Origin of the sequence: Accumulibacter sp., assembly GCF_023806635.1 — a bacterium.
GTDB lineage: Bacteria > Pseudomonadota > Gammaproteobacteria > Burkholderiales > Rhodocyclaceae > Accumulibacter.
The window spans coordinates 1-22,740 of record NZ_JAMTDQ010000009.1; the positions used below are offsets into that span (position 1 = coordinate 1).

The following is a 22,740-nucleotide window of genomic DNA, read 5'->3' on the forward strand; positions in this document are numbered from 1 at the left end:
CGACACTGGACTTCGGATGATCTGCAGACTTGCGGGTAAAGGGCAGGGCTAGCCGGCTAGCCGGCGCCGGTCAGCGGCCAGCGCGGCCGCACCGCGAACGCACCGGCAGCCTTGCCGGCAAGCCCCGCCTGCAACCGCAACGCGCCCGCCAGGGCGATCATCGCGCCGTTGTCGGTACAGAACTCGAGTTCCGGGTAGAAGACCTCGATGCGCGATCTCAGCGCGCGCGCATCGAGTTGGCGGCGCAGTTCGCGATTGGCCCCGACGCCGCCGGCAACGACCAGCTGCCGCAGGCCACTGGTCCGCACGGCGCGCAGCGCCTTGCTCACCAGCACCTCGACGATCGCTTCCTGAAAGCCGCAGGCAATGTCCGCCCGCTGCTCGTCGTCCAGCGTCCCCAACTCGCGCACGCGGGTCAACACGGCCGTCTTCAGACCACTGAAGCTGAAATCGAGATCACCGGAGCGCAGCATCGGTCGCGGCAGCTTCACCCGTCCCGGTCGGCCGCTTGCGGCGAGCACAGCCAGCGCCGGGCCGCCAGGATAGCCGAGGCCGAGCAGCTTGGCGGTCTTGTCGAAAGCCTCACCGGCCGCGTCATCGAGCGTCTCGCCCAGCAACGCGTACTCGCCGACGCCGGTGACGCGCATCAGCTGGGTGTGTCCGCCGGAAACGAGCAGCGCGACGAAGGGAAAGCGCGGCGGACGCGCGGACAGCAGCGGCGACAGCAAGTGGCCCTCGAGGTGGTGTACCGGCACGGTCGGCAACCCCAGTGCCATCGCCAACGCCTCGGCGAAGGCAGCGCCGACGAGCAGGGCGCCGGCGAGACCCGGCCCCTGCGTATAGGCGATGGCGTCGATCTGCGCCAACGAGCGGCCACTGGCGGCAAGAACCTGTCGCAGCAGCGGCACGAGACGGCCGATATGGTCGCGTGACGCGAGTTCCGGCACCACGCCACCGTACTCGGCGTGCATGCGGACCTGCGAGTGGAGCGCGTGCGCCAGCAAGGTGCCGTCGTCGCCATCGTACAGCGCGACGCCCGTTTCGTCGCAGGAGGATTCGATTCCGAGAACCAGCATCGGCGGCATTCTAACACCGTGCCCCAGGCCGGCGCCGGCCTCGCCGGCAGCGGGTGGGAACGGACGGGCAACGCAGTGGTAGGGGCGCGGCGGGGCGGGCTGATCAACGGGCTCCGGGGAACTCCGCATGCCCGCCGCTAGTCGGGATGGCGAATGCAGATCTTGCCGAACTGCGCACCACTCCTGAGATAGTCCAATGCCTCCCTGAGCGCCGTGAACTCGAAGACCCGGTCCACCGTGATTGCCGGCCGGTGTTGCTCCAGCGCCCGCAGCATCGCCTCGAAACCGTCGCGATGGCCGACCGTGATTCCCTGCAGCCGGATCTGACGGGTGACGATCGGCCCGAGGGGTACCGCCAACGACGACCCGGAAAGGACGCCGATCATCGACAGCGTGCCGCCGGCGCGAATGCAGCGCAGCGACTGCGGCAGAGTCTTTTCGCCGCCCAACTCGACGATGTGATCGAAACCACGCCCGCCGGTGATCTCACGTGCGGCCTTCGACCACTCTGGTGTCCGCGTGTAGTTGATCGTCGCGTCGGCGCCGAGCGCCCGCAGGCGCTCGATCCTCTCGTCACTCGAGGAAATGACCGTGACGTGGGCACCAGCCATCCTGGCGAAGGCGAGGGCAAACAGTGCCACGCCACCCGAGCCCTGGATCAACACCCGCTCGCCGGGGCCGACGCGGCCATGCGTGACGAGCGCACTCCAGGCCGTCAACGCCGCGCACGGCAGCGTCGCCGCCTCGAGGTCACTCAGACAACTCGGGACCTTCACCACGCCCTGCTCCGAGAGGCACATGAACTCGGCCATCGCGCCATCGAGCGGACCGCCGAGCGACCCCATCATGCGACTCAGGTCCGGGTCGCCGCTGATCCAGCCCTGGAAGAAGCACGGGCAGACCCGGTCACCCGGCGCAACACGGCTGACGCCGGGACCAACCTCGACCACCTCGCCGACGCCGTCCGACACGGGAATCAGTGGTAACGTCCCGGTGAAGCTGCCATAGCCGCGCTCCGGAACGACCAGGTCACGATAGTTGAGCGAAGCGGCGCGCATGCGCAGCAGCACCTGCCCCGGCCCGGGTTGTGGTCGCACTCTCTCGGCCAGCCGCAGATTGCCCAGCCCCCAGTCGTCCTGAATCTGAAAGACTCGCATCGCCCACCTCCGCTGATCGGCGCCCTTCGCGCGCCCCGTGACGCTTGTGCGCCACTGGCGGACGCCACCAGGCAATGATCGCACAAGCGCGACCACGCGCGACGACACAGTGCGATCGATCGCGCCGGCAGACGATACGGACGGCCGCCGTCGGCGACCGACGGGCCGTTCAGCCGCCGCGGAAGGCGCGCACGCCGAGAACGACGCCGGCCAGCAGCAGCCCGATGCCGAGCAGCGCCGGGCCGCCGGGCAGCGCGCCGCGCCAGATGAAGGCGTAGGCAAAAGCGGCGACGGTCTCGAAGACGATCAACTGCCCGCTGAGCGCGGTCGGCAGCAACTGGCTGGCACGATTCCAGAGCAGCGTGCCGAGCCAGGAGGCACAGAAGCCGAGCGTCAGCATCAGTCCCAGGTAGCGCATCGGCTGCGGGCCCAGCGGATAGTCGAAGCTGTCGTCCAGCCAGAAACCCGCAGCCGCCATGCCGATCGCCGCCATTGGCAACGTCGCCAGACCCTGCGCCAGCGCCCAGGTTCCGGAAGCGAGCTGCGGCCGCTGGCGCAGCCAGCGGGAGTTGCGCACCGGGTACCAGGTCCAGGCGGCAACCGCGGCCAGGGCCAGCAGGGCGCCCCCCAGGTAGTCGTCGATACTGCGCTGCGCGCCGAGCAGCGCCATCTCGTGGCGGTTCACCAGGGTGATGCCGATCGCAATTACCGCCAGCGACGGCAACAGGCGGCGCCACGGCAAGGCCTCGCTGCCGAAGTTGGCGACGATCGCGATGACGATCGGCAGGGTACCGATGAGCATCGTCGGCATTGGCGCATCGGCGAGCTGGATCGCCGCCGCCAGAAAGAGGTAGTAGAGGATGTTGCCGACCAGCGCCAGCTCGAAAGCAATCCGCCAGTCCTGGCGCTGCAGCCGCAGCAGACGCCCGCGGCCGCTCCAGGCGAGCAGCAGCGCGATCAGTCCGAAAGCAAGGTAGCGGCCGAAGGACAGTATCGCCGGCGGATACTCGGGCAGCAGCAGCGGAACGACGAAAACCAGTCCCCAAAGCATGCCGGCACCGAGAGCGCAGGCGACACCGGCGATCAGTGGCGCGCTAGCCGGTGACGCTGACGACATGCTTCGCCGCGACGCCGGCGCCAGTCGTCCGGGCGACCCGCGGGCTCAACGCTGGAAGAGCGACAGTCGCGGCAAGGGCGGCCACTCGATGGCGTCGAGCATGTTCTTGACCAGCAGCCCCAGTTCGGTGTCGCCGACGATCGACAGTTCGCGCTTGAAGAAGAGGGTATCCGGGTCTTCCTGCCGTGCCAGCAGCTGCAGGAAAGCCGACAGGTTGGCCTGGAAACACAGATCAGGTGCCTGCGGGGCGGTCAGCAGTGGCCGGAAGAGCCCGTCGCGATAGATGAACGAAGCGACCCCGCCGGCATCGAGCACCTCGACGACGAAGCTGCGGTCCGCGAGCTGCGCCAGGCTGTCGGCCGGCAGCAGGCCGGCCCTGGCGGCGACGTTGAGCGCCGTCGCCAAAGCCAGCGAGTGCGGCCACTGCGGCAGATGGGCACCGATCGTCGAGAGGACGCCCGGCAACTTGAAGCTCGGAATCGTGAAACCCTGACTCATGAGTGAATTCCTTCCCGATTGACAGGCGCGGCAGCCTGGTGGCTGGCAATCCCGGCAGTGCCGAACCAGTAGCCGTCCACCAACCCGTCGCTGGCCCAACCCGCGGTATCCGGGGCCAGTGCTTCGCCACGCCGGGCAGCGTCGAAGGCGGCGATGACCGCCGCCATCGCCTGCGGTTGCGGGCTGATGCGGATCACTTCGATACCCATCGCCAGCAGATCCGGAACCTGCGGCAGCAGACTGCAGGTCTGCGCCGACATCGTCTGGATGCCGTTGATGCTCAGGAACGGTTGCCCCTCGCGGGTGCGCAGGGTCATCCCCTGCGGGTGGTCGAGACAGCGGAACTGGCAGTCGTCCTTGCCGAGATTGTAATGACGGGCGGTGAAACAGCGGGCGGAGAACGCCAGTGGCAGCTTGCCGAAAACGAAGACCTCACTCGCGACGCCGGCTGGCCGCGTGTCATGCAGCGTCCCGATCAGCCGCCGATCAGCCTCGAGCGGTGGCAGCCAGCGCCGCATGCCCCGGCGGGCGAACGACGCCAGCGTGGCCTCGTTGTAGATGTTGAGGTGTGTCCCGGCGACGAATGGCCGACCGGCGGCGATGCCGACCGCGCCGAGATCGTTGGCCTCGAGCAGGCAGCCAGGGATGTCGCTCGCCTCATCCGCCAGGCGTCGCAGCGCCTTCAGGTCACTCTCCGATTCGAGCAGCGCCTGCGCGGCGAAGACCACCTCCTTGCCGGCCCCAGCCAGATCACGTGCCAGCCCAAGCCAGTCGGCGGTGCGCATCTGCTGCCGGCGCGAGCAGACGACCTCGCCGAGACAGACGATGTCGATCGCCGGGTTCTGCGCAATTTCGGCGTAGAACTCGTAGACCTCGTGCTTCGGCCAGAAGTGGAGCAGTGGTCCGAGCGAGAGCTTCATCGCTTGCCTCCCACCTAGCGCCACGGGCGGCTGTAGGCGCCGAGCGTCACCTGGCTGCCTTCGGCCAGCCGGGCGAGTTCGGCCTGCCAGGCCGGCCGGACGCTGAAACGCTGGTCGCCGCGAGCGAGTTCGTCGAGCGCCGCGCGCAGGGTGCGCGTGACCTGCGCGACGTAGGTCGGGCTGCGCTGGCGGCCTTCGACCTTGATCCCAGCGACACCGATACGGGCAATTTCGGGCAGGATTTCGAGCACGTTGAGGCTCGTCGGTTCCTCGAGCGCGTAATAGGTTTCTCCCTGGACCTCGAAGCGCCCCTTGCACAGCGTCGGGTAGCCGGCCGGCTCGGCAGCGGCGAAACAGTCGATGAGGATGCCGTTCAAGCGCGTCGCCATGCCGTCCGGCGATTTCTGCCACTGCACGAATTTCGCCGGCGAGCAGGCGCCGACGGTGTTCGGCGACTCGCCGGTGGCGTACGACGAGAGCCAGCAACGCCCCTCGTTCATCACGCACAGGCTGCCGAAGCCGAAGACCTCGATCTCGACCGGCGTGTTGCGGACCACCGTCTCGACCTGTGCCAGCGTCAGGACGCGCGGCAGGACGGCGCGCCGGACGCCGAACTCGCGGTGCGCGAAGTTGATCGCCTCGTAGTTCGTCGCCGAGCCCTGCACCGAGAGGTGGAGGCGCAAGTCGGGGTGGCGGCGACTGCTGTCGTCGAGCAGGCCGACATCGGCAAGAATGACGGCGTCGACACCGAGATCCACCGCCCCGTCGACGGCCCGCTGCCAGTCGGCGAAGCGCCCTGGCTGGGCGAAGGTGTTGATCGCCATCAGAACCTGGCAGTGACGGGTCTGGGCGTAGCGAACACCTTCGACCATCGCCCGGTGGTCGAAATTGAGGCCGGCGAAGTTGCGGGCGTTGGTATCGTTGCGATAACCGAGATAGACGGCGTCCGCACCGTGATCGACGGCAGCCTTGAGTGCCGGCAGGCTGCCCGCCGGGCAGATGAGCTGGGGTATCTTGCGAGCGGCCATGAACGAAAGCCTCGTAGCACGAAGCGCGCCAGTATAGTGGGCGCGAGCCGCCAAGGCTTGATGCGCGTCAAGTTCGAGCCGATTGACAGAGGCCAAGGCGCAACCGGCGCAGATAGGCGAGGCCCATGATCGCCCGGCTGCCGTACCAGGAAACCATCTCGCCATCGATCAGCTGCCAGCGGTGGGTGGCCATCTCGCCCAACAGTCGTTGCCGGTCACGCTCGCGGAAGGGGTAGGGTTCGCTGGCCAGGAAGACGATCCCGGCGTCGCGCGCCACTTCCGCGAGTTCGATCTGCGGGTAGCGCTGTGTACTGACGGCCGGCAGCGTGTCCCAGCCGGCCGCCGCCAGCATGCGCGAGATGTAGGTATCGCGAGCAGCGCTCAACCATGGGTCACGCCAGATCAGGTACAGCACCTGCTGCCGCGGCAGCAGGGCGGCGACCTCGGCAAGCGCGGCCCATTCGCGCTCGAAGGAGACGCACAACGCCGCCGCCTCCTGCTCGCGATCGAAGATGCCGCCGAGCAGGCGGTAGAGATCGAGATTGTCGCGCGCTTCCAGCGGATGGGTGACGACCAGGTGCGGCACGAAGTCGGCCAGCGCGGCGACCTCGTCGCGCCGGTTCTCGTCGATATTGACCAACACATGCGTCGGCTGCAACGCGCGCAGCCGCTCGCGGTCGAAGCCCTTGGTACCGCCGAGCTTCGGGATGCCACGAAGGGCCGCTCGCGGGTGGACGCAGAAGCCGGTGCGACCAACCAGTTGCGCAGCAAGGCCGAGGGAGATCACGAGCTCGGTCAGGCTCGGCACCAGCGAGACGATCCGCGGCGACCCCGGGTAGCGGCCGTGGAGCTTGCCGAGCGCGTCAGACCATTGCATCATGCACCCTCTGCGGACAGGAGGAAAGACACATGCTGGCTCACAGACTCGCCGTGGTGACCGGAGCGACACGCGGCATCGGACTGGCTGTGGCGCGCGGGCTCGCGGCTGCCGACTGCAAGGTCCTGATGATCGGGCGCAATGCCGAGGCGATCGAGGCCGCGGCTGCCCGCCTGCAGGGCGACGGCCTCGACGTGCTGCCGCACCTCGCCGACGTCACCGACGGCAGTGCCGTCGCCGCCCTCGCCGCTCGCCTGCGGCGTGAGTTCGGCCGCGTCGACATCCTGGTCAACAACGCCGGCATCTTCCCCGAAGCACGCGACTTTGCCCGGCCGCCGCCGGCGGCGAGCGTCTTCGTCGTCGAGCCGGAAACCGTCGCGACGACGATCGACTGCAACGCGCTGGCGGCGCTGCGCCTGATGCAGGCCTGCGTGCCGCTGATGCGCGAAAACGGCTACGGCCGCATCGTCAACGTCTCGTCGGGAATGGGGCAACTGAGCGAGATGGGCGGTTTCTGGCCCGGCTACCGGATGTCGAAGGCGGCGCTCAATGCACTGACCCGACTGGCGGCCAACGAACTGGCAGGAACGGCGATCAAGATCAACTCGGTTTGCCCCGGCTGGTGTCGCACCGAAATGGGCGGCGAGAACGCCACCCGCAGTGCCGAAGAGGGCGCCAGCGGCATCGTCTGGGCCGCGCTGCTGCCGCAGGACGGCCCCAGCGGAGGCTTCTTCCGTGACGGCAGGGCGATCGACTGGTAGGGTGGCGAGACCACCGGGGCGGACCACCGCGGCCTAGCCCGGCGGCGGCTGCCGCGGCTTGCGTGGCGCGGCAGCGAAGACGCGGTCGTAGACGGCGTTTGGCAGGAGCCGCAACAACTTGCCGACGATGGCCATCTGCCACGGCACGACAGCGTAGCTGCTGCCCCGTTCGATGACGCGGGCGAAACGCGTCGCTGCCTCGTCGGCGGCAAGGAGAAAGGGCATCGGGAAGCGATTCACCTCGGTCATCGGTGTCCTGACGTAGCCCGGGCAGATGGTGACCACCCGGACTCCCGAATCGCGCAGTTCGAGACGCAGGCTCTCGAGATGGCTGATCGCAGCCGCCTTCGACGCGCAGTAGGCAGCGGCCCCCGCCAAGCCGCGGACGCCTGCGAGCGAGGCGATGCCGACCAGGCGGCCGCGCCCGGCCTGTCGCATGCCGGCAATGAACGGCGAGAAGGTCGCCGCCATGCCGAAATGGTTGACCTCCATCACGCGCCGGATCGCCTCGAGGTCCGCGGCGTTCTCGGTCAGCGTGCCAACCGAGACGCCGGCGTTGGCGATCACGAGATCGGGGACCCCGAAACCATCGATGAAGTCTGCTGCCGCGACGCGCAGGGCTTCGGCGTCGGTGACGTCGAGCGGGTACGCCCTGACACGCTCCGGCCAGCGCGTCGACAACTCGTGCAGCAACTGCGTCCGGCGGGCGACGAGCCCGAGCCGCGCCCCGCGCGCGCCGTAGTGCTCGGCCAGCGCCCGGCCGATGCCGGACGAGGCCCCGGTGATGAAGACTCGCTGCACGGCAGGCGGCTCAGCGGCTGTGGACCGGCAACTCGCGGTCACCGGAAGCCGGTGGGCGGCGGCCTCACTTCTTGCCGCGCTCGCGCCGGACCTTGCCGATCACCTGCTCGGTCAGCGCCAGCAACTCGTTGAAGTCCTTGAGATCCTTGCCGGTGACCAGGTACTTGCCATCGACGGCGAGCGCCGGGACGCCCTGAATTCCGTACGCCTTGGCCATCTGATCGGCCTGCCTCACCCGGCTGAGGACACCGAAGGAGTTGTAGGCCTCGGTGAACTTCGTGCCGTCGATGCCGCGCGCCGTGGCCCATGCGATGACGCTCTTGTCGTCGAAGAGCTTGCCGCCCTGACGGTGGAGCGTGTCGAAGACGGCGCTGTCGAGCCGCGCGAGATCGCCCGTCGCCTCGAGCGCGTAGAACAGTCGCGCCAGCGGCGCCCACTGCGGACGGCCGAAAGTGATCGGCACCCGCTTCAGGACGACGTCGGCGGGCAGCGCCGACGCCCACTTGCTGAGGGTGGGGTGCAGTTCACTGCAATGCGGGCAGGCGTACGAAAAGAACTCGACGACCTCGATCTTCGCCGGATTGTCGGTCGTCTGCTGGGGAACGATCGCGACGAAGTCGCGCCCGGCGACGAGTTCGGCCCGTACCGGCAGTGCCACCGCCAGCAAGGCGATGACGAGGGCCAGCAGCCAACCAGTGGAACGTGCGTGCATCGATCTCTCTCCTTCAAGCTTGCAAATGATTGTGCCGCGCGGCCGGTCTGCCACGTTGCACCGTCGTTCCCCCATCCTCACCGACCGTGCGGATCCTTCGCTGCCCTCACCCGCATGCCGGGCAGCCCGGTGGATGCGGGGACATCAGCCGGTTCGCTCAGTCGCGGCGCACGACGTTGGCGTCGATTCCCTGTCTGGCCAGGTCGGCGCGCATGTGATTCACGTCGTCCATCCTGTGGTAGGGACCGAGGCGGACACGGTACCAGACCTTGTCCTGCAGCATCACCTGCTGGATCCGCGCCTCTGCTCCCATCAACGCCAACCGCGCCTTCTGGTTGTCCGCGTCGCTGGCGCTCAGGAACGAGCCCGCCTGCAGATAGATGGGCTCCCTGAGGGTGCTCTCGCTCTTCGCCTCGGCTGGCTTGGCGGCAGCCGTCCGGCTCTCTGCGGTCTTCCCTTCCGGCTGCTTTCCCTCCGCCGTCTTCGTCTCGCCCGCCTTCGTCTCGGTGGGCCGGTTCTCGGTCGGCCTGGTGTCGATCGGCTTCGTTTCGGTGGGCTTGCCGATGGTCGGCCGAGCTTCGGCCGGCCTGTGTTCGTCGGGTTTCGGCTCGGGAACCGCTTCCGCATTGCCCGGCAGGATCTTGTAGAAGTCGAAACGCGGCTTCTCTGGAACCGGGTCGCCCGGCTTGCCCGGCAGGGCGACCGGCGCCGAAGCGACCGGCGGCACTTCGGCGGCCGGCTGCCCGGCTGGCTTGCTGCCGACCGGCGGCGGCAGCTTGGGCTGCTGACCGGTCGTCGTGAAGGGCAGCGGAGTCTTGTTGACGTACCAGACGACCGCGGCGACCGCGATGACACCGATGACCAGGCCGATGAACAGGCCGAACAGCGTGCCACCGCCCGATTTCCTGCCAGGCGGCGCCTTGCGGGGTTTCATGTCACGACTCATGGGAATCCTCTGTGCTCTGACTACATCGATACCGGACAACTGACACCGAGTATCGACATGCCGTTGCGGATCACTTGCCGCACGGCTGCGGCCAGCGCCACGCGCGCCTCGCGGACCGCCGGCGCATCGACCAGGATGCGTTCGGCATTGTAGTAGCTGTGGAATTCGGCTGCCAGATCCTTCAGGTAGAAGGCGACGAGATGCGGCGCGAGTTCCGCCGCAGCCTGTTCGACGACCTCGGGAAACTCGCCCAGCCGGGCCGCCAGGGCCAGTTCGCGGGGACCGTCGAGAGCCGCGAGATCGACCGCGGCGAGGGTCTCGGCGTCGCCAGCCCAGAGATCCAGCAGCGAACAGACGCGTGCGTGCGCGTACTGGATGTAGTAGACCGGGTTGTCGTTCGACTGGCTCTTGGCGAGATCGAGGTCGAAATCGAGGTGCTGATCGGACTTGCGCAGCACGTAGAAGAAACGGCAGGCGTCGACGCCGACGTCTTCGCGCAGGGTCCGCAGGGTGACGAAGTCCCCCGCACGGGTGGACATCTGCGCCTTCCAGCCGGAGCGATAGAGGACGGCGAACTGCACCAGCGCCACCTCGAGAAGCGATCCGTCGATGCCCAGCGCGGCGAGCGCTCCGCGGACGCGTGGAATGTAGCCGTGATGGTCGGCGCCCCAGACGTTGATCAGCCGCGCGAATCCCCTTTCGCACTTGTTCAGGTGGTAGGCGATGTCGGATGCGAAGTAGGTGTAGAGGCCGTTCTCGCGCTGCACGACGCGGTCCTTCTCGTCGCCGAAGGTCGTCGAGCGGAACCAGCGGGCGCCGTCCTGAACATAGACATGACCGGCTTTCGCCAGTCGCTCGACGCAGCGCGCGACGAGACCGGTGGCAAACAGCGACTGTTCGGAAAACCAGACGTCGAAGTGCACTCCGGTTTCCTCGAGATCGTTGCGGCAATCGGCGAGTTGCTCGGCAAGCACGAAGTCATGCACGTACTGCCAATCCTCGCCGAGCAGCAGGCGGGCGTTGGCGATCAGTGCGTCAAGCTGGTCTTCCCGCTGGCGGACCGCCGCGGCGTCGGTGCGCGTGGCGTCCGGCAAGCCAGGAGTGCCGGCGACGAGCTGGGCGAGGGAGCGCTCATGGCGGCCGCCGTGGGCCAGCCGCATCTGTCGCGCCATGTCGCGCACGTATTCGCCCTGGTAGGCGTTCGGCGGGAAGACCACCTGCCCGGCCGACTGCCCGCCGCCGAGCTCAAGGTAGCGCAACCAGGTGGACAGCGCGAGGATGTCCATCTGCCGACCCGCGTCATTGACGTAGTATTCGCTGGTCACGCTCCAGCCGGCGAAAGCGAGCAGCCTGGCGAGACTGTCGCCGTAGGCTGCGCCCCGGCCATGCCCGACATGCAACGGGCCGGTCGGATTGGCGGAAACGAACTCGACGAGGACCGTCCGGCCGCCGCCGCTCGTCGCACGGCCGAAGTTCTCTCCCTGCAGCAGGATGCCGCGCAGCACCTGGCGACGTGCGACCGGCGCCAGATGGAAATTTATGAAGCCGGCACCGGCTACTTCGGTCCGGTCGAGCAACGACGAGAACGGCAATTCCGAAACCAGGAGCTGCGCCAGCTGGCGGGGGTTGCGTTTCAGGGAACGCGCCAGTTGCAGCGCCAGATTGCAGGAAAAATCGCCGTGCGAAGCCTGCTTCGGGCGCTCGATGTGGATCTCGCTGCTGCCCTCGCCGGGTGCCACACTCAGCAGCGCGACGCGCATCAGCTCGGCAAGCTGTAACTTCAGGTCGGAACTCATCGCGGTTTCTTGGTTCGGGAATCGGGTCAAGCGGCTGATTATACGACGCCGGCCCTGCCAGCGGGCCACCGCGGCGCTGTCGCCAGTGCTGGCGAACCAACAGCCGCGACCGTTTGTGTGTAAACTCCCTCTTTGCCGACCGACCCGCTCCCGCCCGCCGTGCGACTCCTCCGCCTCGCCAAAATCCTCAGCATTGCGAGCCGCTACGGCCTCGACGAGATGATCCTCGAACACGAGCCGAGCGGACGCCTGGCCGCGCTTTCGCGGACGCTGCACTTCTGGCGCCGCTTCGATACGCCGTCGGCCGTCCGCCTGCGCCTGGCACTCGAGTCGCTCGGCCCGATCTTCGTCAAGTTCGGCCAGGTGCTGTCGACCCGCCGCGACCTGCTGCGCCCCGACATCGCTGACGAACTGGCGAAACTGCAGGACCGGGTGCCGCCGTTCTCTTCCGATCTTGCCCTGGCCGAGATCGAGAAGGCCTATGGCAGGCCAGCCAGCGAGGTCTTCGCCGAATTCGACGCGACACCGGTGGCCAGTGCGTCGATCGCGCAGGTCCATTTCGCCCGCCTGCGACCGGAAGACGGCGGGCACGAGGTCGCCGTCAAGGTGCTGCGGCCGGCCATGCACGAGGTCATCGCCAATGACCTCGCACTGCTCGAGACACTCGCCGCCGTACTGGAGAAGGCATGGCCGGACGGCAAGCGGCTGAAGCCGCGGGAAGTGGTCGCCGAGTTCGCCAAGTACCTCTACGACGAACTCGACCTGATGCGCGAGGCCGCCAACTGCTCGCAGTTGCGGCGCAACTTCAGCGGTTCGCGCCTGCTGCAGGTACCCGAGGTCCATTGGGACCAGTGCACGACGACGGTGATGGTCATGGAGCGGATGCGCGGCATCCCGATCAGCCAGACCGAGGCGCTGATCGCCGCCGGCATCGATCTCGCCGCACTGTCGCGCGCCGGCGTCGAGATCTTCTTCACGCAGGTCTTCCGCGACGGCTTCTTTCACGCCGACATGCATCCGGGCAACATCTTCATCGCCACCGACGCGGCCCATCATGGCAGCTACATCGCGCTCGACTTCGGCATCGTCGGCACCCTCACCGACACCGACAAGAACTACCTGGCGCAGAATTTCCTCGCCTTCTTCCAGCGCGATTACAAACGCGTCGCGACGGCGCACATCGAGGCCGGATGGGCGCCGCCCGAGACGCGGGCGGACGAGTTCGAGGCCGCAATCCGCGCCGTCTGCGAGCCGATCTTCGACCGGCCGCTGCACGAGATCTCGTTCGGCCGCGTCCTCTTGCGCCTGTTCCAGACCTCGCGCCGCTTCAACGTCGAGATCCAGCCGCAGCTGGTGATGCTGCAGAAGACCCTGCTCAACATCGAGGGGCTCGGACGCCAGCTCGATCCCGACCTCGACCTGTGGAAGACCGCCAAACCCTTCCTCGAACGCTGGATGAGCGAACAGCTCGGGCGACGTGCCTTCCACCGCGGCGTGCAGCAGGAAGCACCGTACTGGGCGCGCACGCTGCCGCAACTGCCGCGTCTCGTCTATCAGGCACTGGCGGCACGCCGCGAGCCCGACCTGACGCCGTTGCTCGCCGAGCTGGCGCGGGCGCAGCGACAACAGCGGCGCCTGCTGGCACTGATCGCCGTCCTCCTGACGGCGTTGCTGGTCGGCCAGCACATATGAGGCAAACGGCTACCGTCACAACCCAGGGAGAATCTTCATGCAGCGCGTCTCGATCAGTGGCAGCGGCCTGTATACCGCACCATACGTCATCAGCAACGAGGAACTGGTGGCCTCGTACAACGCCCATGCCAGGCAGTTCAACGCAGACAACGCGCAGCGGATAGCGACCGGCGAGGTCGCCGCGCGCGAGGAGTCCAGCGTCGACTTCATCGAAAAGGCCTCCGGCATCACGCGTCGTTACGTGCTGGACAAGGAGGGGGTACTCGACCCACTGCGCATGCGCCCGCGCTTCGTTGCGCGGCGCAACGACGAGCTTTCGCTGCAGGCGGAGATCGCCGTCGCCGCCGGCCGGCAGGCGCTGGCGGCTGCCGGCCGCGGCGCTGCCGAGATCGATGCCGTGATCTGCGCCGCTTCCAACATGCAGCGCCCCTACCCGGCGATGGCGGTCGAGATCCAGAACGCGCTCGGCATCGGCCAGGGCTACGCCTTCGACATGAACGTCGCCTGCTCGTCGGCGACCTTCGCCCTCGACATCGCGTTCAACGCCGTGCGCTGCGGCAGCGCGCGCAGCGTGCTCGTCGTCGATCCGGAGATCTGCTCGGCGCATCTCGCCTGGCAGGACCGCGACTGTCACTTCATCTTCGGCGATGTGTGCACGGCGATGGTCGTCGAGCGCCTGCCGCCCGAGCCGGCGGCGAACGCGTGGGAAATCCTCGGCAGCAGGCTGGCGACGAGCTTTTCCAACAACATCCGCAACAACGCCGGCTTCATGTCGCGCTGCGAGGACCGCGATCCGGGCGACCGTGATCAGCTATTCGTCCAGGAGGGCCGCAAGGTATTCAAGGAAGTCTGTCCGCTGGCCGCCGAGCACATCACCCGCCATCTCGCGACCCTCGACCTGAAGCCGTCGCACGTGCGCCGCTTCTGGCTGCACCAGGCGAACCTGGCGATGAACCAGCTGATCGGCCGCCGCCTGCTCGGCCGCGAGGCAACGGCCGACGAAGCACCGGTGATCCTCGACGAGTTCGCCAACACCGCATCGGCCGGCTCGATCATCAGCTTTCACCGCCACAGCGCCGATCTCGCCAGCGGCGATCTCGGCGTCATCTGCTCCTTCGGCGCCGGCTACTCGATCGGCAGCCTGATCGTCCGCAAGTGCTGAGGAAAAGGCCGCGTCCTGCGCTCGCTCGCGCCCTGCATCTCGGGCCGCTTGCGGCGATTCCTTCACAACCGCTCAGCCGGCCCGCACCCGCGCGTAGCGGCGTTTGCCGACCTGCAGGACGAAGGTGCCGGCGACGGGGAAGACGAGGTGCTTGTCGTCCACGCGCTTGCCGTCCATCCGCACACCACCCTGGTCGATCATCCGCATCGCCTCCGAGGTGCTGGCGGTGAGGCCGGCCTGCTTGAGCACCTGGACGATCGTCAGCGGCTCGGCGCCGGGCTGCAGGCTCACTTCGGCGATGTCGTCGGGAATCGCGCCGTGCCGGAAACGAGCTTCGAAGTCGGCCAGCGCATGGGCGGCCGCGGTCGCGCCGTGGAAGCGCTCGACGATCTCGCCGGCGAGCAGGACCTTGGCATCGCGCGGGTTGCGCCCGCCGGCGACTTCCTGCCGCAGGGTGTCGATCGCTTCGCTGCTGCGGAACGACAGCAGGTCGAAATAGCGCCACATCAGCTCATCCGAAATCGACATCAGCTTGCCGAACATCTCGGACGGCGGCTCGTTGATGCCGACGTAGTTGCCAAGGGACTTCGACATCTTGTTGTCACCGTCGAGTCCTTCCAGCAGTGGCATGGTCAGGATGCACTGCGCTGCCTGCCCGTAGTGTTTCTGCAGCTCGCGCCCGACGAGGAGATTGAATTTCTGGTCGGTGCCGCCGAGTTCGACATCGGCGTTCATCGCCACTGAATCATAACCCTGGCACAGCGGGTAGAGCAGTTCGTGAATCGCGATCGGCTGCCCCGTGCGGTAGCGCCTGGCAAAGTCATCGCGCTCGAGCATGCGGGCGACGGTGTGCAGGGCTGCCAGGCGAATCATCCCCGCCGCGCCGAAAGGTTCGAACCACGCCGAGTTGAAACAGACCTCTGTCCGGCATGGGTCGAGGATCTTGAATACCTGTTCCTCGTAGGTCTTCGCATTGTCCAGGATCTGCTCGCGCGACAGCGGGGGCCGGGTGACGTTCTTGCCGGTCGGGTCGCCGATCATGCCGGTGAAGTCGCCGATCAGGAACATGACGTGGTGGCCGAGGTCCTGGAAGTGCCGCAGCTTGTTGATCAGTACGGTATGCCCGAGGTGCAGGTCGGGTGCCGTCGGGTCGAAGCCGGCCTTGATGCGCAGTGGTCGTCCGCTTTGCAGCTTGTCCAGCAATTCCGCTTCGATCAGGAGCTCCTCGGAGCCGCGCCTGATCTGCCTGAGTTGATCGTGCACTGCGCGCATGCCGTCCTCGCGTTCGTGTATCTGCATTGTTGCTGCCGGGAAGGGATCGATTCACCGGGCCCACGGCCCCGACAGGACCGGGAAGCCGACCGCCGGGGCGACTTCCGCGGGCATCCGGAGACGCCGCGGCGGCGATCAGCCGCGTGCCGGATTGCCGGTCAGCTTCGCGTACTTGACCCACAGCTGCTCCTCGCTTTCCTGATGCGCGGGGTCTTTCGGGATGCAGTCGACCGGGCAGACCTCGACGCATTGCGGCGTATCGTAATGACCGACGCACTCGGTGCACTTGTTCGGGTCGATCTCGTAGATCTCGGCACCCTGGTAGATCGCTTCGTTCGGGCACTCCGGCTCGCACACGTCGCAGTTGATGCATTCGTCGGTAATGATCAGGGCCATGCTTGCTGTTCCTTCAGGTCGTTGAAATTTCTCGGACACGCCTGGCCAGCCGTTCGCGCACTGCCGGCTGGACAAACTTGCTGACATCGCCGCCGAGAATGGCGATCTCGCGCACCATCGTCGCCGAGATGAACAGGTACTGCTCGCTCGGCGTCAGGAATACGGTTTCGACTTCCGGGTACAGGTTGCGGTTCATACCCGCCAGCTGGAACTCGTAGTCGAAGTCGGACACCGCCCGCAGGCCGCGGATGATCACTTTCGCGCCCCTGGCGTGCAGGAAGTCCATGAGCAGTCCGTCGAAGCCGCAAGCCTCGACGTTCGGGTAGGGCGCGAGCACGTCCTGTGCCATGTCCACCCGCTCGGCAAGCGAGAAGAACGGCCTTTTCGGCTGGTTCGCCGCGATGGCGACGATCACCCGGTCGAAAAGGCAGGACGCGCGTCGAACGAGATCCTCGTGCCCGCGCGTCATCGGGTCGAAGGTCCCGGCATAGATCGCCAGACGGTTATTCAGCGCCATCTCTTTCGCCCCGCTGCATCAGGTGATGGAAGACCCGGCCAGCGTGGCCATGGCGCACCGTTCGCCAGTCGCCACATCCGGGCAGGAAGCGCTCGGCCTCGACATGGACTGCCGCATCGTCGCCGAGCACGCCGGCGAGCATCGGGGCCAGCCGTTCGATCCACCCCTGGTGGAATGGCGGATCGAGGAACAGGACATCAAAGCGGCCAACGGCGCCGGCGAGAAAGCGCTGCGCATCGGCGCGCACGATCTGCACCCGCTCGCCGACGCCGAGGAGCCGTGAGTTGCTCTCCAGGGCCCGCAAGGCTTGCGGTGAATGCTCGACCATCACCACCCGTGCGGCGCCACGCGAAGCGGCCTCGAATCCGAGAGCGCCGCTGCCGGCGAAGAGGTCGAGGCAGATCGCCCCGGTGAGATCCTGGCCCAGCCAGTTGAACAGGGTCTCGCGGACGCGATCCGGCGTCGGACGCAAGTCCGACGCCTGCGGAAAGCGCAGGATACGCCGTCGCCACTCGCCGCCGATGATGCGTACCGAGTTCAGAGGGCTAGTCTCCGGCAACGACGACGCTGACCAGATGTGCGACCGGCAGCCGGCGGGCAAAAGCAGCCTGGATCTCGGCGGTCGTCACGCGCTCGATGTTCTCCGGATAACGATCGAGATAGTCGAGCGGCAGGTCGTAGAAGGCGATCATCGCCACATTCTCCAGAATCTTGCGATTGCTGTCGAGGCGCAGGGGAAAGCTGCCGACGAGATTCTGCTTCGCCGCCAGCAGCTCGGCTTCGCTCGGCCCATGTTCGAGGAACTCGTCAAGGACGGCACGCGACACTTGCAGCGCCTCAGCGGCCTGCCCCTTGTGCGTCTGCAGACCGATCTGAAACGGCCCAAGCTGTTGCAGTGGCAGGAAGTAGCTGTGCACACTGTAGGCGAGCCCCCGCTTGTCCCGCACTTCCTTCACCAGCCGCGAAACGAAGCCGCCGCCACCGAGTGAGTAGTTGCCGACGGCCAGTGGAAAGAAGTCCGGGTCGCCGCGCTTGAGTGCCGGCATCCCGATCAGCAGGTGCGCCTGCACCGCCGGATGGGCGATCCGCTCCGCGCCAGCAGGCGGCAACTCCGGCTGCGGCAGCTCGCCGACGGCCGCTGCGACTGGCAGACCGCCGCTCAACCGTTCGGCCAGCGTCTCGGCCTCGGCCCGCGAAAGGTCGCCAACGATGGCGATGGTGGCAGAGCGAGCACCGTAGTGGGCCGCATGGAAGTCAAGCACATCCTGACGCCGCAGCGCCGTCAGCGACTCGGGCGTCGCCTGGCGTCCATAGGGGTGCCCCGGGTACATCGTCGCCCAGAAGGCCTTGCTGGCGATTGCGTCCGGACGCGTCAACGCCTCCTTGAGGGCGGCGAGCGAGCGCGCCTTCTCGCGCTCGAAGGCGTCGGCGGGAAAGGTCGGGCCCGCGATGATGGCGCGCAACAGCTCGAACGCGGGCGTGCGCTTGTCGACCATCGAGAGCGTGCGCAGGGTCAGCGACGCGCGGTCGAGATCGACACCACCGGACAGCCGCGCACCGAGGTCGGCCAGCCGGTTGGCGATCTGCGTCTCGTCCAGGCCGTCGGCACCGAGGTCGATCAGCGAGCGCGTCAGGCCGGCCACGCCTTCCCTGCCTGCGGCGTCGCGCGCAGAACCGGCCGCGACGTCGATCTGTACGTCAATGATCGGCAGGCTGTGGTTCTCGACGAAAAGGACGCGCGTTCCCGCGCTGGTCTGCCAGCGTTCGATCCTTGGCCCGGAGTGTGCCAGTTGGGCACAGAGAAGCAGGCAAAGGGTGAGCAGCAGCTGGCGTGGTGTCATGGGCGGGCGCTCACTCAGTGGCGGGGAACGAACGGTGACCGCGGGCGCGGTGTTGCCGGCAAGGGCTGCGGATCGAGTTCGGCGACCGTCAGCGCCTCGTCGCCGAAGTACTTCCTGGCGACCGCCTGCACCTGTTCCCGGCTGACTTCCTGCAGCTTGTCGATCAGCCGCCGATTCATGGTGTGCGGGATGCCTGCGGATTCCAGTTGCCCGATCTCCATCGCCTGCGCGAAGATCGAATCGAGCTTGTAGATCTGGCTGGCAATGAGCTGTGCCTTGGCTCGAGCGAGTTCCTCGGCGCTCACGCCCTCTTCCCGCACCCGCGCCAGTTCGGCGCGCAGCCCGGCCTCGAGTTCGCCCCGGCTGCGGCCAGAGCTCGGTGCGCCGTGCAGATGAAAGATGCCGGGACCGCGTGCGGTCGAGTCGTAGCTGGCACCGGCGCTCACGGCGAGTCGCTGCTCGCGCACCAGATGGCGGTTCAGGCGGGCGGCGTCGTGGCCCGCGAGCACCGCCGCCAGCATCTCGAGCGCATAGGGATCGACGTCCTGTTCGACATGGCGTATCACCGGCACCTTGTACGCCATCATCACCACCGGCAGGTCCGCCGGCGCCTGCAGCGTCAGACGGCGGATGCCGGCCTGCTGCGGTTCGTCCTGCGGTTTCCTGACCGGCAGCGTGCGCGCCGGCAGGACACCATAGTACTGCTCGGCAAACCGGAAGACCTCCTGATGATCGACGTCGCCAACGACGACGACGTAGGCGTTGTTGGGCGCATACCAGTCGTCGTACCAGGCACGGGCGTCACTCACCGTCATGCTCTGCAGGTCGGTCATCCAGCCGATGATCGGCACGCGGTAGGGGTGAACCTGGAAGGCAACGGCATTGAGCTTCTCGTACAGCAAGGCCTGCGGCTGATCCTCGGTACGCAGGCGGCGCTCCTCCATGACGACCCTGATCTCCTGCGCGAACTCCTTCTCTTCGAGGCTCAGGTGGCGCATGCGGTCGGCTTCGAGCTGCATCATTTCAGGCAGCTTCCCCTTCGGCACCTGCTGGAAATACGCGGTGTAGTCGCGACTGGTGAACGCGTTGTCGCGGCCACCAGCCGCGGCGACGCGGCGGTTGAACTCGCCGGGACCGGCGGTCGGGGTTCCCTTGAACATCATGTGCTCGAGAACGTGCGCGACACCGGTTCTGCCGCTGGTTTCGTCCATGCTGCCGGCCCGATACCAGACCATGTGCGCCACTGTCGGCGCACGGTGATCCTCCTTGACGATCACCCGCAGGCCATTCGCCAGTTGCCGCTCGTGCGGGTTTCCCCACGCGGCGATGCTCGTCGTCAGGGCGATCAGCAGGGCAATCGGTGGTGCATGGCGCATGGGCATGGTTCGCTTCTGATAGAATTTCCGCGTGTCGGTGAATCGGCCGGCATCTTACCACCGCCTGCGCTTCCGGGCGCCTCTGAGACATCCGCACGCCATGTTTGGTTTCGGCAAGAAATCCCCTGATCAGGCCCCGGTCGCAAAGAACGCCGACACCGGCGAAAGCAGCGCCACCGCCAGCCCGGCACCCTGGCGACTGCGGCTGAAGGCGGGACTGGCGCGGACGCGAGCCCAGTTCGGCGGCAAGCTGAAACATCTCTTCGCGCGCGGCAAGGTCGACGAGGAACTGCTCGAAGAACTCGAGACGCTGCTGCTGGGCAGCGATGTCGGCCTGGATGCGACGCAGCATCTCCTCTACCATCTGCGGCAGCGCGCCCGACGCGACCGCCTCGACAGCCCGGAAGCCATCCAGCGAGCGCTGTCGGAGATCCTCTGCGAGCTCCTGCAGCCGCTCGAGGAGGCTCTCGACCCGCGTCGCCATCGGCCATTCATCATCATGCTGGCGGGCGTCAACGGCGCCGGCAAGACGACCTCGATCGGCAAGCTGGCCAAGCACTTCCAGGCGCAGGGACTGTCGGTACTGCTGGCTGCCGGTGATACCTTCCGTGCCGCCGCTCGCGAGCAGTTGCAGACCTGGGGCGAGCGCAACAACGTGACGGTCATCGCGCAGCAGTCGGGCGACCCGGCGGCGGTCATTTTCGACGCCATCGCCGCCGCCAGGGCGCGCGGCATCGACGTCGTCCTCGCCGACACTGCCGGCCGCCTGCCGACGCAACTGCACCTGATGGACGAGATTGCCAAGGTGCGCCGCGTCATCCAGAAAGCCGAGCCGACCGGACCCCACGAGACCCTGCTGGTGCTCGACGCCACCTTCGGCCAGAACGCCGTACAGCAGGTGATGGCGTTCGACAAGGCGATCCAGGTCAGCGGCCTGGTCCTGACCAAACTCGACGGCTCGGCCAAGGGCGGTGTCGTCGCAGCGATCGCCCGCCAGTGTCCGAAACCGGTTCGCTTCATTGGCGTCGGCGAGGGGATCGACGATCTGCGGCCTTTCGTGGCCCGCGATTTCGTAGACGCACTGTTCGAGTGATCACCGCCAGCGAAGTGACGAAGCGCTACCCGGAGGGCCGCGAGGCGCTGCGGCATGTCAGCTTCGAGATCACTGCCGGCGAGATGGTCTACCTGACCGGGCATTCGGGGGCCGGCAAATCGACCCTGTTCAAGCTGCTGGCGGCGATCGAACGACCGACTTCCGGCAGCATCGTGATCAATGGTCAGAACCTCGCGGCCCTGAGCCGCAGTGCCGTTCCATATCTGCGGCGCAAGCTCGGACTGCTTTTCCAGGATCGCAAGCTGCTCTTCGATCGCACGGTCCTCGACAACGTCCTGCTGCCGCTGGCAATCGTTGGCCACCCGCCGCGCGACGCACTGCGGCGAGCGCAGGCTGCCTTGGCCAAGGTGGGCCTGCCGAATCGCGAGCGAACCTTGCCGATCGCCCTCTCGGGCGGCGAGCAGCAGCGGCTGGCGATTGCACGGGCGGTGGTCAATCGGCCAGCGATCATCCTCGCCGACGAACCGACCGCCAACCTGGACGCCGCCTCGGCGCGCGAGATTCTCGATATCTTCCACGCCTTCCAGCAGGTCGGCGTGACGGTGCTGCTCGCCACCCACGATCCCACGAGCCTGCCGGTTCTGCGGCCACGTGTCCTGCGTCTCGACCAGGGCGAGATGAGCGAACTGCCGGCGGCACCCGCCACCGCCGTTGCCGGGGCAGCCACGTGAGCATCTGGCTGGCGCAGCACTGGGCGGCGATGCGCGACGCCTGCCGTCGACTCGCGACGGCGCCGCTCAACTCCCTGTTGTCGCTGTTGGTCATCGGCATTGCCCTCACCCTGCCGACTGCAGGCTGGCTGCTGATCGACAACCTGCGCGCGCTGACGGGTGATTCGCCGGGTGTGCAGCAGATCAGCGTCTTCCTCAGCCTGGATGCCGGCAAGCGGGAGATTGCCGAAATCGAAAACCGGTTGCAGGCAGGCAAGATCGGCAGGTGGCGCTTCGTGGCGCGCGAGGAGGCGCTGAAAAGACTGCAGGCGGCCGAGGGAATGGCGGATATCGTCGCCAGCCTGCCGCGCAACCCGCTGCCGGATGCCTTCGTCGTCACGCCCAGCGAGTCGCAGCCGGCGGAACTCGAGCGACTGGCGAAGACCTTTGCGGGCTGGCCGAGGGTGGCGCACGTGCAGCTCGACTCTGCCTGGGTCAAGCGCTTCGATGCCCTGCTTCGCCTCGGTCGCCTGGTCGTCATGCTGCTCGGCGTCCTGTTTGCCGCCGCATTGGTCACCATCACCTTCAACACCATCCGCCTGCAGATCCTCGCCCAGGCGGCAGAGATCGAGGTGGCAAGGCTGATCGGCGCCACCGACGCTTACATCCAGCGGCCATTGCACTACTTCGGCATGCTGCAGGGTGCCCTCGGCGGCCTCTGCGCGACACTGCTGGTGGCCGTCGGCTTCCATCTGCTGACACCTCTGGTCGCCGAGCTCACCCAGCTCTACGGCACCAACTTCACGTTGCGGGGGCTGGGCGCGGGACACGTTGCCTTCCTCGCGGCGATCGGTGCCGCGCTTGGCTGGCTGGGCGCCTGGATTTCGGCGCTGATGCACTTGCGGCGCTTCGCCTGAGGGCTGCGGCAGCTGCCGACGCGGGGGCGGAAGCCCGTGGCGGCGAGCAACGGAACTCAGGCATCGTGAATACATCCACTGCGCGACCGACCTGCGGCGTCGCGCCCTCGCCCG

General features: G+C 67.3%; 23 protein-coding genes. 6 read left to right on the forward strand and 17 right to left on the reverse strand.

Annotated features, from left to right (window positions below):
• Nucleotides 1-56: 56 nt before the first annotated feature.
• The 7 genes from tsaD to NFW30_RS02095 form a co-directional block, all read right to left on the reverse strand.
• On the reverse strand, nt 57-1,076 hold the full coding sequence (tsaD, locus tag NFW30_RS02065) for a tRNA (adenosine(37)-N6)-threonylcarbamoyltransferase complex transferase subunit TsaD (RefSeq protein WP_295355253.1): 1,020 nt from the start codon (nt 1,074-1,076) through the stop codon (nt 57-59).
• Between the two features lie 137 nt (nt 1,077-1,213).
• Nucleotides 1,214-2,233 carry an NAD(P)-dependent alcohol dehydrogenase gene (locus NFW30_RS02070; RefSeq protein ID WP_295355251.1) on the reverse strand — a complete coding sequence of 340 codons (1,020 nt, stop codon included), beginning with the start codon at nt 2,231-2,233 and terminating at the stop codon, nt 1,214-1,216.
• A 169-nt stretch (nt 2,234-2,402) separates the two neighbouring features.
• Nucleotides 2,403-3,350, reverse strand: a complete 948-nt coding sequence (locus tag NFW30_RS02075; RefSeq protein WP_295355249.1) for a DMT family transporter — start codon at nt 3,348-3,350, stop codon at nt 2,403-2,405.
• A 45-nt stretch (nt 3,351-3,395) separates the two neighbouring features.
• Nucleotides 3,396-3,848 (reverse strand): SCP2 sterol-binding domain-containing protein, encoded by a 453-nt coding sequence (locus NFW30_RS02080; RefSeq protein WP_295355247.1) that lies wholly within the window; start codon nt 3,846-3,848, stop codon nt 3,396-3,398.
• The gene (locus NFW30_RS02085) at nt 3,845-4,768 is read right to left on the reverse strand and encodes a U32 family peptidase (RefSeq protein ID WP_295355245.1); all 924 of its coding nucleotides are present in this window, start codon (nt 4,766-4,768) and stop codon (nt 3,845-3,847) included. Before NFW30_RS02085 ends, NFW30_RS02080 begins: the two co-directional genes overlap by 4 nt.
• 14 nt (nt 4,769-4,782) lie before the next feature.
• Nucleotides 4,783-5,796 carry a peptidase U32 family protein gene (locus tag NFW30_RS02090; RefSeq protein WP_295355243.1) on the reverse strand — a complete coding sequence of 338 codons (1,014 nt, stop codon included), beginning with the start codon at nt 5,794-5,796 and terminating at the stop codon, nt 4,783-4,785.
• Between the two features lie 67 nt (nt 5,797-5,863).
• On the reverse strand, nt 5,864-6,676 hold the full coding sequence (locus NFW30_RS02095) for a helical backbone metal receptor (protein ID WP_363322053.1): 813 nt from the start codon (nt 6,674-6,676) through the stop codon (nt 5,864-5,866).
• Between the two features lie 29 nt (nt 6,677-6,705).
• Here NFW30_RS02095 and NFW30_RS02100 point away from each other — a divergent pair, with 29 nt between their 5' ends.
• Complete coding sequence (locus NFW30_RS02100; protein ID WP_295355241.1) at nt 6,706-7,434, forward strand: SDR family NAD(P)-dependent oxidoreductase; 729 nt, start codon at nt 6,706-6,708, stop codon at nt 7,432-7,434.
• 33 nt (nt 7,435-7,467) lie between these two features.
• Here the strand turns inward: NFW30_RS02100 and NFW30_RS02105 are convergent, their stop codons facing one another.
• The 4 genes from NFW30_RS02105 to argS form a co-directional block, all read right to left on the reverse strand.
• The gene (locus NFW30_RS02105; RefSeq protein ID WP_295355239.1) at nt 7,468-8,235 is read right to left on the reverse strand and encodes an SDR family oxidoreductase; all 768 of its coding nucleotides are present in this window, start codon (nt 8,233-8,235) and stop codon (nt 7,468-7,470) included.
• A 64-nt stretch (nt 8,236-8,299) separates the two neighbouring features.
• Complete coding sequence (locus NFW30_RS02110; protein WP_295355237.1) at nt 8,300-8,947, reverse strand: thiol:disulfide interchange protein DsbA/DsbL; 648 nt, start codon at nt 8,945-8,947, stop codon at nt 8,300-8,302.
• A 157-nt stretch (nt 8,948-9,104) separates the two neighbouring features.
• Complete coding sequence (locus NFW30_RS02115; RefSeq protein ID WP_295355235.1) at nt 9,105-9,881, reverse strand: SPOR domain-containing protein; 777 nt, start codon at nt 9,879-9,881, stop codon at nt 9,105-9,107.
• A 32-nt stretch (nt 9,882-9,913) separates the two neighbouring features.
• Nucleotides 9,914-11,689, reverse strand: a complete 1,776-nt coding sequence (argS, locus tag NFW30_RS02120) for an arginine--tRNA ligase (protein WP_295355233.1) — start codon at nt 11,687-11,689, stop codon at nt 9,914-9,916.
• A gap of 159 nt (nt 11,690-11,848) precedes the next feature.
• On the opposite strand from argS, the gene ubiB reads away from it, so the two are divergent.
• Together ubiB and NFW30_RS02130 are read left to right on the forward strand one after the other, a co-directional pair.
• Nucleotides 11,849-13,381, forward strand: coding sequence for a ubiquinone biosynthesis regulatory protein kinase UbiB (gene ubiB / locus NFW30_RS02125; RefSeq protein ID WP_295355231.1), 1,533 nt, complete (start codon nt 11,849-11,851; stop codon nt 13,379-13,381).
• 37 nt (nt 13,382-13,418) lie between these two features.
• A complete protein-coding gene (locus tag NFW30_RS02130) occupies nt 13,419-14,543 on the forward strand; it encodes a beta-ketoacyl-ACP synthase III (protein WP_295355229.1) in 1,125 nt (374 codons plus the stop codon).
• Nucleotides 14,544-14,615: 72 nt separating this feature from the next.
• On the opposite strand, the gene tyrS is transcribed toward NFW30_RS02130, so the two are convergent.
• The 6 genes from tyrS to NFW30_RS02160 form a co-directional block, all read right to left on the reverse strand.
• Nucleotides 14,616-15,815: a tyrosine--tRNA ligase gene (gene tyrS, locus NFW30_RS02135; protein ID WP_295355255.1), complete on the reverse strand. Its 1,200-nt coding sequence runs from the start codon at nt 15,813-15,815 to the stop codon at nt 14,616-14,618.
• A gap of 135 nt (nt 15,816-15,950) precedes the next feature.
• The gene (locus NFW30_RS02140; RefSeq protein ID WP_034935105.1) at nt 15,951-16,211 is read right to left on the reverse strand and encodes a YfhL family 4Fe-4S dicluster ferredoxin; all 261 of its coding nucleotides are present in this window, start codon (nt 16,209-16,211) and stop codon (nt 15,951-15,953) included.
• A gap of 13 nt (nt 16,212-16,224) precedes the next feature.
• Nucleotides 16,225-16,722 (reverse strand): pantetheine-phosphate adenylyltransferase, encoded by a 498-nt coding sequence (gene coaD / locus NFW30_RS02145; RefSeq protein ID WP_295354395.1) that lies wholly within the window; start codon nt 16,720-16,722, stop codon nt 16,225-16,227.
• The gene (gene rsmD, locus NFW30_RS02150) at nt 16,715-17,269 is read right to left on the reverse strand and encodes a 16S rRNA (guanine(966)-N(2))-methyltransferase RsmD (RefSeq protein WP_295354393.1); all 555 of its coding nucleotides are present in this window, start codon (nt 17,267-17,269) and stop codon (nt 16,715-16,717) included. Before rsmD ends, coaD begins: the two co-directional genes overlap by 8 nt.
• 4 nt (nt 17,270-17,273) lie before the next feature.
• Nucleotides 17,274-18,569, reverse strand: coding sequence for a pitrilysin family protein (locus tag NFW30_RS02155; RefSeq protein ID WP_295354388.1), 1,296 nt, complete (start codon nt 18,567-18,569; stop codon nt 17,274-17,276).
• Nucleotides 18,570-18,583: 14 nt separating this feature from the next.
• Nucleotides 18,584-19,951: a pitrilysin family protein gene (locus NFW30_RS02160; protein WP_295354385.1), complete on the reverse strand. Its 1,368-nt coding sequence runs from the start codon at nt 19,949-19,951 to the stop codon at nt 18,584-18,586.
• Nucleotides 19,952-20,045: 94 nt separating this feature from the next.
• Here NFW30_RS02160 and ftsY point away from each other — a divergent pair, with 94 nt between their 5' ends.
• From ftsY to ftsX, 3 genes are read left to right on the forward strand one after another with little or no spacing between them, the layout of a single operon-like run.
• On the forward strand, nt 20,046-21,038 hold the full coding sequence (ftsY, locus tag NFW30_RS02165; protein ID WP_295354382.1) for a signal recognition particle-docking protein FtsY: 993 nt from the start codon (nt 20,046-20,048) through the stop codon (nt 21,036-21,038).
• Nucleotides 21,035-21,730: an ATP-binding cassette domain-containing protein gene (locus NFW30_RS02170; protein WP_295354379.1), complete on the forward strand. Its 696-nt coding sequence runs from the start codon at nt 21,035-21,037 to the stop codon at nt 21,728-21,730. The genes ftsY and NFW30_RS02170 overlap by 4 nt, the downstream gene beginning before the upstream one ends.
• Entirely contained in the window at nt 21,727-22,626 is a 900-nt protein-coding gene (gene ftsX / locus NFW30_RS02175) for a permease-like cell division protein FtsX (protein WP_295354376.1), read from the forward strand. Before NFW30_RS02170 ends, ftsX begins: the two co-directional genes overlap by 4 nt.
• The last annotated feature ends 114 nt before the right edge of the window (nt 22,627-22,740 follow it).